The organism is Micromonospora sp. M42, from assembly GCF_000568915.1.
Classification (GTDB): domain Bacteria; phylum Actinomycetota; class Actinomycetes; order Mycobacteriales; family Micromonosporaceae; genus Micromonospora; species Micromonospora chalcea.
Genome location: NZ_KK037233.1, coordinates 6,578,007 through 6,593,064 on the forward strand (window position 1 = coordinate 6,578,007; position 15,058 = coordinate 6,593,064).

Sequence of the window (15,058 nt, forward strand, 5' to 3'; positions counted from 1 at the left end):
TCTTTGTCTCGTCGAGGGATTGTAGCCCCTCCGAACGTCTGCTGGCGCTCTGCTCGTATTGTCTCTGCATGGAAGCGCTCGGACCAGGTATGGATCGATATCGAAGGATCTTGAACGGTGAAGAGGCGTACGGAGAGCAGGGAACCCGCGTGGAGGCCGCTACCTCCTTCCTCCTTGCCGAGATGCGGACGCAGGTTGCTGACGCGGTAAGAGAACGGTCTGCGATCGACGCGCAGGGCATACCGTTGCTCATTAGCATGAGCGGGCTTACCCCGCTGCCTACGATCCTTGCGTACGATGTGCTCCGACCGAAGCATCTACTGGTCATATACTCTGAAAAGGCCGCCGGTGCTGTGGATGTAATTGGCGATCACGTAGTTGGCCCTGGACAGCTTAAGGCCAGTCAATTTTCTCATGTACCGGTGGATCCCACTGACCCAAGGATTGTCTACCAGGTAATTAACGAATACCTGGCGCGCTTCAATCCTGCTGATGGTCGAGTGATCCTGAATGTTACGGGTGGCAAGAAGGTGATGAGTGCCGCCGCCGCGTTAGCTGCCTGGCAGTTGGATCTTGAATTGTGCTATCTCGATGGCGAAGTAGAGGACGCGATTGGGTCAGTGATTCCTGGCTATCAGCGGCTGCTGCTTCTGGACAATCCGATCAGCATCTTCGGCGAACAGGAGATGGGCAGAGCGGCGGAGTTGTTTAACGCTGGCGCCTTCGATAGCGCCAGCCGTCGATATTTAGATTTGAGCGAACGCCTCGCAGCGCCGGCCGCCGCTCGGTTTTGGAAATCGGCGAGTGAGCTCTATCGTGCTTGGTGTGACCTGGACTTCGAGGCCCTTTCCCCACTGATTGAGAACATGGAGCGAGCGCTCGCCGACTACCGAGGACCCCTTCCGGCGGACGTTCAACGTCAGATCAGCGAGCAGCTAAAATTCCTCCGCTGTCTAGACAGCACGAATGCCAGCCGCCTGGATCTCATGCTCGCATTCCACCTGCTCGGAGACCACTACACGGCAGTTGGTCGACATGACTTTGCCGCGCTCCTGTACTACAGGACGATCGAGGGGTGTCTTGCGTGGCGACTCGAGAACAAATATGCGGGTTTCCGGTGTGACGAGCCTGACTACAGTCTCCTCGGAGAGGTGGGGGAAGAATATGCGAGGGTCTCCGCTGGCATGCCAGGCAAGGAATCGGGCCTTCCGGCGAAGGTGAGTCTTGTCGAGGCGGCCAAGCTGCTCGTCGCATTGAAGGATGGCTTTGCCGTGGCAACGCAGCTAGCGAAAGGCAGCGGGATCGTCAGCTTGGCCAGTCTTGCGGCGACCCGAAACCATTCGATCCTTGCCCATGGATTCAAGCAGATTGCCCCTAGTGATTCGCAGAAGTTGGGTGAACGGGCTGCGTTCTTTCTCAAGAAGCTTTGGGAGTTGGAACGCCCGTCAGACAATCTCGACGAACTGCGGTTAAACTTGGCATTTGTGCGCCAGGGCACCTGAGGTGGATGATGTTTTCTGTCATTCAGCGTCGCACTCGGGTCATAATCGTCGCGACGAAGCCGCGAGTAGTTTCCAGGTTGGTACGCGCTTTCGTCCACTCATCCATAATTCGCAACGTTCGCTCGGGCATGTTCGGCGGATCAAGGAGAGTGAGGCGGGGTAGGGGATCGTCAGTGAGGTGCCAGATTCCTCCTCCAACGAGAATGTGGTGCCCATTCCCGGCTTGCGAGTAAAGAGCGGGAGTCTTGCCAACGTTCTTGGCCAACTCCTGCCAAGATGTGTCGTCGCTACGAATCGCCATCGCGTTGCGTAGCGGCCACCTGGTCTTCCACCTGGCAGGGAAATCGGCGTCGAGTTGGAACTGGCTAGGGTGGCGCAGGAACCTCATGTCTGAGTGTTTTATGGCATGCTGCAGATATCGGGCAACTTCCTTTGCCGCCAGGTCTCCTTCCGCCAGTAGGAGTCCTGCTTCTACTCCGTCAAGTAATCCGCGCTGCAGGTCGAAATTGGCTGAGAAGATCGCGCCACGCGTTTCGTCGGCGATGATCGCCTTGGCGTGATTGAGAGAGTCTCCGTAAATAGTGACGCCCATGTCGGCAAGGATCTCGACTTGTCGAACATGTTCGTAGAACATTCGACTACGTACGAGTAGGTTGATGTTGATTCCGCGTCGGGCCGCGCCTTCGAGCGGTTCGATGACCCACTCTGGCTTCGCTGTCAGCCCGTCAAGGCTGAAACTGGCTAGCGTTAAGTCACGCTTTGCGCCGTGAATTGTTCGGCGAATAGCCTTGGCTATGTGGTGGTCTGTGTGATGCGTCCAGATGATTGACCGCGGATCATTGAGGTTCGGAGTGGGGAGAACCGGAAGATCTTTAGTCGGTTCACGTTGGCGAAGGGCGTAGGCCGCGCCGGGGCGCGCCTCCTCCGTGCTTTCGTGCCATAGCCGTGCGAATAGGCGACTGAGGGGCAGCACGCGATCACGACCGCGAAGCACCAATCCAAGCTCACCTGTAATCGGTCGGGTTGCGCTGCCGCGGAGCGCACTTGTCTCTAAGTTTGCGGTTCCAACTAAGGCATGCTCGTCGTCTACCACAACAAACTTGGCGTGGCAATGTCTGTGCCCACGGATGTAGATTCCCGCTCTCGTGAGGTTCTGAAATCGCTTATTTTGCGCTCGCACCGCGAGGTTGTCGTTCTCCTCGATGTCCTCAAGGGCGTCAAGTTCGCCAAGCTGATGCAGGCCGCGGCGTAGGGAACGGTCGTCCCATGCTGTGACAACGTAAACACGGCCGTGCAGACGATCCACGGCCTTGAGGAGAGCGCGAAGAACCTCATCTTCACCGATCCGAAAGCTGGCGATGAAGATCTTTTGGCGAGCCGAGTCGATCAGGTCCGTCACTGCCTGCAGGATCTGACGCTCGGATCCTCGGTAGGAAAAGACCGGCTGGAAAGATTCGCCACCGGAGCTCAGCTTCGGATTGAACGCAGCAGCGAGGGCATGGTTCCGCACGAAGGCGCCTTGGTCGGTTCGTGAGTTTAGGAGGTCGATCTGGTCAGTCATACTGCAGGTCCTGAGGCTCGGTAAGGGCGTAGGCGAGTTGGAAATGGCCGAGCGACCAGACGCGCGCCAGAATGTCATCCTGGGTTGTCAACTGTGGCATGCGAGGGTCGGGTGGCACGCTCTGCGCAAGCAGCCCGCGTAGCGGGTCGGGGCTGTCGCCGGCTTCTCGGGCTTCAGCAATGGCTCGATCCAGAGCGAAGAGCCGCTCGGCATGTTGGTCCCCGGCTGCGAATCGGACGGCCAGTTCGAGGATGGCATCCTCGGCGTTCGTGACCTCGACGGCCGCCTCGACGGCGAGATTCTGCTTCGCGGCGGCCAGCGCCTCGGCGGTGAGTCCGTCGAGGCGGAACTGCCAACGTCCGGTAGCCAGCCGCGACGGAGCTTCGGTCGTCACGTTGCCACCCGAGGTCAGCGCCCGCCAGAGCGCACGCCACTGCGACCCTCCAGAAGGGGCGTCGGCCAGGGCGAGCCAGGCTTCGCCGAGGTTGGTTGGCCCAGGTAGTTCGATCTGGATGAGTTCCCGGCGTCCGGTGGCGGTACGCCGCACCTCGCGGGCCGGCTGGAAGGCCAAGGTGACCTGGCTTCGGTCGCCGTCACGCCTGACGTGGGCGCTGCACAGATACGCCGGACACACGCCATCCGGGAAAAGTAGATCCTCGCTGCCAGTGTGGTCACTGACATCAACGATGTCGTCTTCAAGGCCGCATACCAGTCGCTGCCGGATGCGGTCTCCTAGAAGTTCCGATCTTGCGACGCCGCAGTGGTCAGGGGGTGCAGGTGCCGATGCAAGACGATATTCCTCCAGCCTTTCAAGGTCGCCTACGGCGCGCGAGGTTTGGGGCGTCAGCGCGACGATGTCATCAGTCCCTGGTAGGAAGAGAAAGCTCCTCTTGGTGTCCCCAAGTTTCGTCACAGCCTGTCTTTCGAAGACAGCAGCAGCCCGCTCTGGGAGGATCCTGTAGCTGGAGCTGTCTCTGGCGAGCGCGTCCTCGTTGGTCAGTCGGCGGGCGATTGGATGCAGCAACTCCCGAGGTAGCCCTGTGATGGACTCGAAATGTAACGTGGTAAGCGTTCCGAGCGTGATCGCGCATTCCAGGACAAATATCTCCAGGTTGGTCAGGGGAGAGTGAGACCGTTTCCGTACGCTGACATCCGGCCAGTATTCCAGTCTAATGGGCGCGCGCTTGATCGACGCAGTGTTGCCATCGACAGGACGGGGGCTCCGGTTCGTGCGGGCAAATCTGAAATTCTGGCTCACCCGGCGTCCTTGATGATGCTCATGACATCCTTCCTAGTCTCGAGCATTTCGAAGATGTGTTGATATAGCCTGCCGGCCTTCGGTACGGCGGTAAGCCGTTCGAGCGTTGGGCGATGACCGACCATGACCATACCCCTGCGGGCACGTGTTAGAGCCACGTTGACGCGTCGAACGTCCTGTAGCCATCTCCCATAATCGGGGGACAGTCGAGGCCGAATGGAGGCACGACAGAAGCTCAGGATGACGATGTCACTTTGCTGGCCCTGGATGCTATCGATGACTCCGATTACCTTAAACTGAACGCGACTGAAGTCGCCAAGGTGCGGGTGGCCAAGCCGCTGTCTGATTAGCTGCGCTTGTTTCTTGTAGAATGTCAGGACGCTGACAGACATCGACTGGTCTTGTTCCTGAAGCACGTCCTCCAAGTTTCGGCACACCCGGCACACCCAGTCGGCCTCAAGTTCGTTAATAAACCCACTACCGTCATGCTGATCGCATGCATCCCGGCCTCGGGCAGCGGTGTCCATGAACACCACTGGTGTGCGGAAGGCGGGCAGCGCAAACGACCTGACGGATGGCTGCGTCTCCTGCGGTGGTGGTGTGGTGAACGCGCCGTTATAGATAGGTTGGTTAACTAGACTCGCGATTGGCTCGATCATCCGACGCTGGGCGGTCAATCGTACGACAAGCCCTCTAGAGGTGGTAGGTAGGCAGCGTTCAAAGAGGCTCTGAACAACGTGCTTACGCATGAGTTTTAGGACCGCTCGCTCTTGCGTTCGGCGCCCTAGCCGGCTGGCGAGTTTCTCGAACGAGCGGCGGTGTGTGGGCCACTGATCGGTTGCCCGGAGCGCCTCCGCCGCAGCGACCACTGCGTCTCGACGGAAGGCTCTCAGTTCCAGCTCCTCGTGCCACTGCACTGCAAGCAAATCCGTCGCGGCCGCCAGGTCTTTCGCGCGCTTGCGGTCGACTAGGCGACTAGCGGCGAGGGCATGCAGGTGATGCTCGTCGGTGGGCTCGACGAAAGGCGGTAATTGTTGTTCATCACCGACCAGAATCCATCGACGGGCCCGCACCGCTCCAATCAGAAACTCGCTGTCCGTCACTCGACTTGCTTCGTCCAATATGAGCGTGTCGAAGTCGACGTCATCGAGAGATGCCGCGCCGCCGGTGGTGGCGCAAACGACGTTGGCCGACTGCCGCAACTGCGCCCCGAATAGTTCGGATATCTCGTGTTCGGGTCTGCCGTCGGCCTGTCCGGTGAGCTCAAACCAGCGGAGTTCAAGTTTGATAAATTTCGTGACCGTGTCGATCTGCGCAGTAAGTTCCTGCTCGCGTGATACCCAGTGCTCGTCTTCGACGGTTTCGGCATCGAGGCCGGTAAGCTGCGATAGGTGATCTCGAGCCTCTGCTAGACGGTCCCGAGCGGTTCCGATGTTCTGCTCAGCGTCAATTAATTCCCTTGCGAAACGCTCCCGCAGTGAGGCTTGGTCTAGGGCACGGTCGAACATCTCTTGTTCGCGGGCCGTAGTGCGCTGTGATATCGCGGCGACCCTCTGTCGTAGTTGTGCTAGCCTCCTTTCGGAGGTCCGGATCCGCTGCTTCAATTCCCCTGTCGCCTGTGCCCAGGCTATCCGGCCTGGACCCGATATTTTAGGCTGCTCAAGCTTAAGGTGCTCGAGCCGCTGCTTCGACGCCCTGATCTGCTCATGGAGCTGTACGGCCTGTTTGACGTCGATGGCCTCTGAGTCGCTCATTACCTTGATTGCTTCGTCGTATCGGCGTTGAGACTCCTGCAGTTCGGCGCTGCCGGTTCTAATCGTTTGGTCGTAGTCTAGATACTGCTTCTTGAGATCCAGATAACTGGCGACTGCCTGACGAACTGGCTCAATAACTGCCAGTTCCTGGCGCCAAATCTTGGCGTTGGACTTGTCGGGAGTTCGTGCCTGTCTCAGGTAGGTGGCGGCAACCTGGTCGGGCAGGTAGCGCTGTAGGTCATTACGCACCTTGGTTTCCGTCCACGACACGCGAATCGGAAACACGCTTGGCTCTTGGCTGAGTCGGAGCAGGACCTCGTCAAGTGCTACGTGCATAGGTGCGAGTAGTAAAATCCGCTCACCTCGATCGATCAGCTGCAGTACGGTTTCCGCGATCACCGAGGTCTTGCCAGTGCCCGGGGGGCCTTGAATGAGCAAGGTATGCGGAGTATGAACCGCCCCAGCTATCGCCCTCTTCTGCTCTTCGCTGAACTGAAAGCCCGGTTGAAGATCTGAATCCTCGAGGTGGAAGTACGGAAGGCTCGGCGGGTCGAAGGGGGGCAGCCCGCCTGGTTGGCATAGCAAGCCTGCTAGATGATTCCAGTTGCCGTCAACGTTGCCAGACAAAAAGCTGCGAACGGCCGTCAAATTCGGCTGCAACGCGAACCGCTGAATCTGGCTCAACTGCAGCTGAGTGCCGGGTGGGATGGAAAGTTCTGCTGGCACAATAAGGCTGATTCGCCCATTGGCGCTGTCACTGCCGACTTCGTCCACACGGCAATGGATCAGCCGCCCGTCATGAGTGGCGATGGTCTGTTTGGAGCGGGTATCGATAGCTGAGGAGCTGGACGCTGTTGTCAGTGTCAGAGTTCCTTCGATGCAGCTGACGACCGTTCCGGTGACATGCTGCTCTGGCGCTGTGGTGACCCGGAGTTTGAGCGCCTCCAGTAGGGCCAACAGGTGCCCAGCGTTCCGGTTCACGATCGCAGCCAGCTTCCGGTTGCCCTGCGGAGCCCGACGGTCCGCTGGCGGTAGTTGACGTCTGGCCTGCTTAACCAGATTTTCTCGCTTGCGACGGACGCTCTTGGCGTTGATGAAAATCTCAGCCAGTCGGGGCAGGTCGCACTTCGCTTCGCGATCGAACGGTTCGATGCTGACAGACAATGGTTGGACCAGGTAGCGGCGCCTCGGCACCATCACTGGATTGATCGACACAACAACTGCCGTCGGAACATTGCTGACTGGTCCATTTGACGGTCGAACGATCAGGCGAAATTGTGAGCCGCAGATGATGAAGGAGTTGCCATCGCTGCGACTCTCTACTGTCATCCCAGCTTTCAGATCCGCCTGAAGCTCGTCTTCGCTCACGTTGGAGCGGATGAGGACCGAACGTGAAATCGTCAGCTGCACGCGTTCGCTCTCTGCCTCGCAGAATCCAAATTTCAGCGGGAAGCGATCTGAGCAGTGCTCGATCAGCCATGCATCGGGAATCGTCACCTGTACAACTTCCTGGCCTGATGAATTCATTTTGCCGGCCGCCCCAGCAGACCTTGGTAGCGGCGCGTCATCGCCTCGAGGCTTCCAGTGGGACAACCGGGCTTGACCAAGGCGGAGGTCTGGGCGGTTCTGTCGGCGCCGCTGGGGGCTGTGGACTGCCTGAGCCGAATCACAGTGGCAAGGATCCAGGCCGCCAGCAACGTGCCTTCGCATTTGTCTTGGCAGACCCCATACATGCCTCCCCATGGTCACTCCGATACAGCAGTATGCGCTGGGGGTGCGACACGAGGCGGACCCTGATCTCCAGTAGGCGGCTCAGCGGGCTTTGGCGGGAGGGGCGGTGGCCGCCGCAGTGAGGCATCGTGCTCGCCTCGATCACGACCAGGCCGCTGTTCACGCTCTGGCTTCCCGGCCTGACGCCGGCGTCGGAGGAGATGCACAGCGTCGTAGCTGGCGTGATGCCGTAGGTGACCGCGCCGGAGGCATTCCGCACGCAGAACCCCCGGGGCACGTCCATGGCCCGCTTCTGGTCGGTGCCGAAGGTGCTGGGAGATCTGTTCCGCGACTGGCGGCGGGTCGCCGAGCGGCAGGGGCCGCAGACGCCCGCAGCCGACGCGTACGCCGCGGCGGTGCGCACCCGGTAGGCGATTCTGCAGGAGCTGGAGCCGTCGGTGGTGATCGAGTTCGGGACGACTTGGTTGGGCTTCCGTGATATGCCGCCAGCTCCGATCAACGCCACCGTGGCCGGGCTGCTCGACGACGATTGGCTGAACTGACCGCACGGGACGGTAAGGCATGGGGTGGCCGCCACGGAGCGGGCACCCCATGCCGTTATGAGCCGGCTGCGCCCCGGTGCCAGACGAAAGACGCATACGAACACCAAGTATCGGTCCGCTGAACAGGGATGACATGGTGCACTCCCGAAGAGTCGACGACTTCCGGAGTCAGTCTTCACCGAGCGGCGGCATAGGTCGGATCCTTGATCTGGCAGGGATCGGGTTCACGACTGCCTCGGGTGCCCGAGGGCTCCTACGCTGAAATTTGTGGAAGATGTCGATGACGCCCGCGAGCTCGTTGAGCAGCGGATGCGCGCCACGGGGTTCGAGGAGGACATCCTCGACAGGGTCTTGGATCTGCTGGAACGCTTCGACACCGATCGGGAAAAGCTGTTCGAGGAGATGCTCTCCAAGCTGGAGCAACCGGGCTATGACGGCCTGACCGACCGGTGGGAGACCAACTGCGAGCAGGCCGAGGCGCTGATGGAGCGCCTCGAATCGGACATCCGGTCGGTGCTGGAGGACAGCCAGGCCAACGCGATGTCCGTCGACGAACGGTGGACCGCGGTCGGCCCGCGTGACTTCCTCGCCGGTGAGCGCAAGATCTGGGCGCAGGTCGCCCGGCTCGACGTCCCCGAGGTCGCCACGTTGATGAGCAAGGTCCTGGAGGCCGACCTCGCGCTCATCAAGAAGTGCGAGGAGGACCTCAAGAACGCGCGCAGCAACGACGCGATCGTCGAGCAGCTGCTCCTCAAGAACTTCGGCTCCATCCAGGACACGGTCAAGAGCCTGCTCGTCAAGTACCTCCCGACTTCGGGCGCCCGCCTGATCGTCCTCTTCATGAAGGACCCGTCGTCCAAGGAAGCCGCCAACGAGGCGATCAAGAACTTCGAGAAGCTCACCGCGGAGAACCTCATGGCGGCCAAGCAGAAGCGTGCCGCGAAGCAGACGGTGGTCGACAACATCAAGCTGCTGACCGCGGCCCGCGAACAGCTCGACGAGGACTGGATCGACAAGCTCTTCGCCCGCGGCGCCGAGGCGGCGGGGAACTGGCGCGGCATCGGCGCGTCCGGCGACTACCGGGCCACCGACTGGGACTGGATGAAGGAGAACGTCCTCGACCGAGGGCTCGACGCGCGGGCCGAGGCGGCCAAGGAGCAGTCCCGCAAGCTCTACGACGAACTCTTCCCCACGCTCGTGGAGGAGAGCACCAACGCCTTCGCCCAGCTGACCGATGATCCGGGCACGCTGGCGAAGTTCAACGAGGAGCTGGAGAAGGCCTCGGAATCCCTGGAGTCGCTGCTGGCGACCGAGGAGGAATACGTCAAGGACCTGGCCGAGGGACCCTACAAGCAGACGGGCCTCGCCGCGTTCGCACAGGTCAGAGACGCGGTCAAGGTGGGCTTCAAGCTGCTCGCGGACAAGACGGAGGAAGCCGACGACGAGGTCAAGAAGTCATGACCGATTTCTTCGTCGCGGCGGGCGGCCCGGTCGGCGACGGCACCCGGGCCCGGCCGTTCCACGACCCGTGGCTCGCGCTGCGGCAGGCTGCGCCCGGCGACCGCATCCACATCGCGGCGGGCACCTATACCGGGCGCGGCGAGCGCTTCTCGTGGGTCGTCGACACCCCCGAGCTGACCCTGCTCGGCGGATACAGCCCCGACTTCGCCCGCCGTACCCCCTGGCAGACACCGACGGTCTTCGCGGCAAAGACCGGCCTGCGCGTCCCGAACGAGCCGAACATGCTCCAGGGCATCGGCGGCCACGACGGCCTCGTCCTGGACGGGCTGTTCTTCGACGGGGCCGGGCGCGACGACTACGACGAGCAGGGCGGCCTGCAGCGCGTCTCCTACGGGGACGGCCCGCTGGTGAGCCTGCGCGGCGAGCGCATCACCGTCCGCGACTGCTGCTTCGCCAACGGCAGCTCCGGCGCCGTCGAGCTCGGCGGCGACTCCGTGGTCTTCGAGAACAACATCGTCGTCAACTGCGTCGGCCTCAGCCTGCTCACCGTCCGCGACGGCGCCCCCGAGACCCCGGCCGCGGTCAGCCGCAACACCTTCGCCTTCGCCCACGACGACTCCGACCCGCCGCGCGGCTCCGGTGCCGACCGGGCCGTGGGCGTACGGGTCAACGGCGCTGCCGCGATCGCCGACAACGTGTTCGTCGGCTGCGGCAACGCGGCCGTCGCCTGCCTGCGCGACGTCGGGCAGATCGCCATCGACCGCAACCTGTTCTTCGCCACACCGCGCGACATCGTGCGCAGCCGGGTGCCGGGCGCGGAGGCCGAGCTCACCGAGGAGTACGCCGCGGAGCTCGAAGACGTCGGCCTGCGCTCGGCGGCCGGCAACACCGTCTGCGACCCACAGCTGACCGGGCTCCCGGCGGCGTGGCTCGACACGTACACGGTGGACGTCGCCGTCACGTACGAGCGCCCGCCGATCGCCGCCCTCAACGCGCTGCGGAAATCGGCCGGCCTCGGTGAGCTGTCGTCCGCATCAGACCGTGATGTTCAGCGGCCCGTCATGCGCCGGCTCGCCCCGGCCGAGGTGCTCGCCCTCGCGATTGGCGCGGCGCCGGGCGCGCACCCCGCCGACCTGGCGGCGCCGGAGCCGTTCACCGAGCCCCCGGCCGGCCCGTCGTACCAGGCCGTCGACTGGGCGCGGCTCTACGAGGCCGACCCGGCGCTCGCCGGAGCCCCGGTGCAGGTGCGGGCCGGGGTCGGCTTCGACCAGAACACGCAGATCCTCCCCGAGCTCGCGGAGACGCACATCGGCGTCGCCGTCTACGAGCCCGGCACCGACAACAGCCCGTGGTGGGCGCTCGCCCCGCGCTACGGCCTCGTCCATCACCAGACCGAGGAGGCCGTACGGTATTCGCGCGGCCTCGACGTCGAGTCCACGTACCTGCTCCGCGGCACGTACCGTCTCACGCCGCCCGGCGGGCGTCAGAGCGCCACCATCGTCCTCGACTCCCTCGCGCCCGTGCTCGACGTCACGGCCCCCGAGCCGCCCCGGCCGGCCGGCCGCGACTGGTTCGTGCGGGCCGGATCCTCCGGCGGGGACGGCAGCCGCGAGGCGCCGTTCCGCGACCCGTTCCAGGCCCTCGAAAAGGCCGCCGAGGGCGACGGCATCCTCGTCGCCGCAGGTGAGTACACGGGCCGCCTGCGGTCGGGCACATGGCGCATCCCCGTACGCAACCTGACGCTGCTGGGCGGGTGGGACGCCGAGTTCGCCGCGCGCGACCCCTGGCGGCACCCCGTGCGCTTCGTGCTCACCCCGGAGACCAAGGCGAAGGGCATCTTCGGCGATCCGGTGCTCACCGGCGAGGACTCGGGGGAGGGCCTCATCCTTGACGGGTTCATGTTCGACGGGGCGACCTACAACGCGTACGCCGACAGCGGCGCCCTCGACGCGGGCCACTCCCAGTCGGCGGCGCTGCTCGACCTGCGCGGCGGCAGCGGCGGCATCACCGTGCGCAACTGCGTCTTCGCCAACGCGGCGTACTGCGCCGTGCAGCTCAGTGCGGCGTACGGGACGTTCGAGAACAACGTGGTCGTCAACACGAGCGGCACCGCCGTCCGTGTCCAGGCACCCGGCGCGGGCCCCTGGACCATCCGCGGCAACACGGTCCTGTTCGCCGCCGACCCCACCGGCCGGGCCTCGACCGGGCAGTCCACGACCGGCTGCCTGCTGGACCTCTCCGGCCGGGGTGTCATGCGGGTCGAGGCCAACGTGCTCGCCTTCGCCGACAGCATCGCCGTCCGCGCGACCGTGCCCGACCAGAACCTGCTGCTCGACGGGAACGTGCTCGCCGCCAACCTGTACGCCGACCTCCACGACGGCCGCCACGTGCTCGTCGACGCCGAGAACCGCGACCGGGTGTTCCGCGACGCCCCGTTCGGCGCGCAGACCGGAACCCGGTTCGAGCTGCCGGCGGTGCCGGTCGACGCCGCGTACGCCGACCAGGCCGTCGGCCGCCTCTCGGCGCTGGCCGCCGCGATGCCGAAGGACGGGCTCAACGCCGCCGCGGCGGCGCTCGGCGTCTCGATCACGGCGCCGAAGACGGAGGCACCCGTCGAGGCGGCGCCCCCGGAGCCGAAGAAGGAACCGTCAGTGGCCGACCTGCTCGCGGACCTCGGCCGGGCCCGAAAGGCGTTCGAGGCGAAGGACGCGGCCCCGCCGACCACAGACACTCCGCTGTACTGCCCGGTCTATCCGGTCGAGGCGGCGCTGAGGCTGGCCCTCGACGCCCCGCCAGGCGAGCCCGGCGCCCACGCCCCGCCTTCATGATCGAAGAGCCCGACTCCACCGAAACCGGGGCGGTTCGGTGCCGGGTGACCGCGCATACCGTTGCCGCCACGAGCCGCGGGCGGCGCTTCAGGCGGAGGTGCGTTCCCGCCACGCCCGCAAGCGGTCACGCAGCCAGTGGTAGCTGGCCTTGGGCGTACGGGATCCGGTGGCGTAGTCGACGTGGGCCAGACCGAAGCGGGGCCCGTACCCGCGGGCCCACTCGAAGTTGTCGATGAGCGACCAGTAGAAGTACCCCCGCAGATCGAGCCGGTCGTCGACGGCGGCCGCACGGGCCGCCGCCGCCAGGTGCCCGGCCACGAACGAGATCCGTTCCGGGTCCGGCTCGGGTCCGTCCCGCAGGTCGGCGCAGCCGTTCTCCGTCACGTACACGGCAGGCAGGCCCGGGTAACGGTCCGCGAGCCCGGTCAGGGTGTCGAACAGCCCTTGCGGCTCCACCGGCCAGCCCAGGTCGGTGGTGGGCAACCCGTCCGGCCGTAGCTGCCGGACCCCGATGTCGAACGCGCTGCGCAGCGCCGGTTCGGGCTGCTCGTACGGGGCGTCGGCGACGTGCACCCGGTAGTAGTAGTTGACACCGAGGAAGTCCAGCGGCGTGGAGATCACCGCCAGGTCACCGTCCCGGCGGAACGACAGATCGCTCACCCCGGCGTAGAGCCGCTCGAACCCGGGCGGGTACGCGCCGCCCAGCACCGGATCCGTGAACTGCCGGTTGAGCATGAGGTCCTGCCGATCCGCCGCCGCCCGGTCGGCCTCGGTATCGCTGGCCGGCACGGCGGGGGAGAGGTTGAGCGTGATGCCGACGCGCGACCGCGGGCCGGCGGCGGACCGGACTGCGGCGACCGCCCTGCCGTGCCCGAGCAGCAGGTGGTGGGCGGCGGCCAGGGCGCCATGTCCTTCGGCGGTGCCGGGAGCGTGCCGGCCCTCCGCGTAGCCGACCATCGACGAGCAGTACGGCTCGTTCAGCGTGATCCAGTCCTGGACCCGGTCGCCGAGGACGCCCGCCACCGCGGCGGCGTACTCGGCGAACCACTCGGCGGTGTCCCGTACCCGCCAGCCACCCTCGTCCTCGAGCGCCTGGGGCAGATCCCAGTGGTACAGCGTGACGAACGGCCGGATGCCGTGCCCGCACAGGGCGTCGACGAGCCGGTCGTAGTAGTCGAGGCCCCGCCGGTTCACCGCGCCCCGCCCGGCCGGCATGACCCGTGGCCAGGCGACCGAGAAACGGTAGGCGTCCACGCCGAGGCCGGCCAGCAGGTCCACGTCCTCCCGCCAGCGGTGGTAGCTGTCACAGGCGACCGAGCCGGAGGTGCCGTCGTCGACGGCACCGGGGCGGCGGCAGAAGGTGTCCCAGATCGACGGCCCGCGGCCGTCCTCGTCGACCGCCCCCTCGATCTGGTACGCCGCGGTGGCCGCGCCCCAGATGAAGCCGGCCGGCAGGTCCGGCAGCTCGGGCAGGTGCGGCCGGGTTGCGGCCGCGGCGGCGCCTTGGGATGTGGTGGTCATCCCTTCACCGCCCCCTGCATGATGCCGTCGACGAGATGCCGGCCGAGGAGCATGAAGACGACCAGGATCGGCAGCGTGGCGAGCAACGTGCCGGTCAGCGTCAGGGTGTAGTCGGTGGTGTAGCCGCTGGCCAGTGCGGAGAGCGCCACCTGCACGGTCGCGTTGTCCTGCAGCACGACCAGCGGCCAGAAGAAGTCGTTCCACGCCTGCATGAAGGTGAACAGCCCGAGCACCGCCGCGGCGGGGCGGGCCGCCGGCAGGACGATGTGCCAGTACAGGCCGAACGTGCTGGACCCGTCGACGCGGCCGGCCTCCAGCAGTTCGTCGGGCACGGCGCGGCCGAGGTACTGGGTCATGAAGAAGACGCCGAACGCGGTTACCAGCCCGGGCACGATCACGGCGGTGAGGCGCCCGGTCCAGCCGAGGTCGGCCATCAGGATGTACAGCGGGATGATGCCGAGCTGGTGCGGCACCATCGAGGTCGCGATGGCCACGACGAGAAGCGCCTTTCGGCCTCGGAACCGCAGTTTGGCGAAGGCGAACCCGGCCAGGGTCGAGAAGAACACCACGGAGACGGTGATCGAGCCGCTGACGATGAAGGAGTTCACCAGGGCCCGGCCGAAGTCCGTCGTGTCGAACACGCGCGCGATGTTGTCGAAGAGGTGCCCGCCGGGCACCAGGGCCGGCGGCACCTTCGTGACGGCGTCGCTGGTCTGCGAGGACACGACGATGGACCAGTAGAGCGGGAAGACCGACCCGGCCACGACCGCCAGCAGGGCGCCGTAGCTCCAGACCGAGGCCTTGCGTGGGTACCCGAAGCTCCGGCGCCGGTGGGACCGGCGTGGCGGCGGCGAGGGCGTGGTGCCGGTCTGTACGGGGTCCGCGAGGGTGGTCACGGCG

The 15,058-nt window shown here is 64.8% G+C and carries 9 protein-coding genes; 4 read left to right on the top strand and 5 right to left on the bottom strand.

The genetic code is table 11. The features are described from left to right. Window positions 1-68 precede the first annotated feature (68 nt). Entirely contained in the window at window positions 69-1,502 is a 1,434-nt protein-coding gene (locus MCBG_RS32185; protein ID WP_181373774.1) for a TIGR02710 family CRISPR-associated CARF protein, read from the top strand. 22 nt (window positions 1,503-1,524) lie between these two features. Here MCBG_RS32185 and MCBG_RS32190 read toward each other — a convergent pair whose 3' ends face one another. From MCBG_RS32190 to MCBG_RS32195, 3 genes are read right to left on the bottom strand one after another with little or no spacing between them, the layout of a single operon-like run. After that, complete coding sequence (locus MCBG_RS32190; protein WP_181373775.1) at window positions 1,525-3,063, bottom strand: phospholipase D-like domain-containing protein; 1,539 nt, start codon at window positions 3,061-3,063, stop codon at window positions 1,525-1,527. Next, window positions 3,056-4,321 (bottom strand): hypothetical protein, encoded by a 1,266-nt coding sequence (locus MCBG_RS32735; protein ID WP_140946420.1) that lies wholly within the window; start codon window positions 4,319-4,321, stop codon window positions 3,056-3,058. Before MCBG_RS32735 ends, MCBG_RS32190 begins: the two co-directional genes overlap by 8 nt. Next, a complete protein-coding gene (locus MCBG_RS32195) occupies window positions 4,318-7,572 on the bottom strand; it encodes a DEAD/DEAH box helicase (RefSeq protein ID WP_181373776.1) in 3,255 nt (1,084 codons plus the stop codon). Before MCBG_RS32195 ends, MCBG_RS32735 begins: the two co-directional genes overlap by 4 nt. A gap of 467 nt (window positions 7,573-8,039) precedes the next feature. Between MCBG_RS32195 and MCBG_RS32740 the strand changes: the two genes are divergently transcribed. The 3 genes from MCBG_RS32740 to MCBG_RS30475 all read left to right on the top strand — a co-directional run bounded on the left by MCBG_RS32740 (window position 8,040) and on the right by MCBG_RS30475 (window position 12,637). Beyond that, window positions 8,040-8,216: a hypothetical protein gene (locus MCBG_RS32740; protein ID WP_157560799.1), complete on the top strand. Its 177-nt coding sequence runs from the start codon at window positions 8,040-8,042 to the stop codon at window positions 8,214-8,216. A gap of 399 nt (window positions 8,217-8,615) precedes the next feature. Next, window positions 8,616-9,809: a hypothetical protein gene (locus MCBG_RS30470; RefSeq protein ID WP_140946421.1), complete on the top strand. Its 1,194-nt coding sequence runs from the start codon at window positions 8,616-8,618 to the stop codon at window positions 9,807-9,809. Then, on the top strand, window positions 9,806-12,637 hold the full coding sequence (locus tag MCBG_RS30475) for a right-handed parallel beta-helix repeat-containing protein (RefSeq protein WP_043329847.1): 2,832 nt from the start codon (window positions 9,806-9,808) through the stop codon (window positions 12,635-12,637). The genes MCBG_RS30470 and MCBG_RS30475 overlap by 4 nt, the downstream gene beginning before the upstream one ends. A gap of 87 nt (window positions 12,638-12,724) precedes the next feature. Here MCBG_RS30475 and MCBG_RS30480 read toward each other — a convergent pair whose 3' ends face one another. Both MCBG_RS30480 and MCBG_RS30485 read right to left on the bottom strand, forming a co-directional pair. Then, window positions 12,725-14,158 carry a GH1 family beta-glucosidase gene (locus tag MCBG_RS30480; RefSeq protein ID WP_140946422.1) on the bottom strand — a complete coding sequence of 478 codons (1,434 nt, stop codon included), beginning with the start codon at window positions 14,156-14,158 and terminating at the stop codon, window positions 12,725-12,727. After that, entirely contained in the window at window positions 14,155-15,054 is a 900-nt protein-coding gene (locus MCBG_RS30485; protein WP_043329848.1) for a carbohydrate ABC transporter permease, read from the bottom strand. The genes MCBG_RS30480 and MCBG_RS30485 overlap by 4 nt, the downstream gene beginning before the upstream one ends. Window positions 15,055-15,058: the final 4 nt, after the last annotated feature.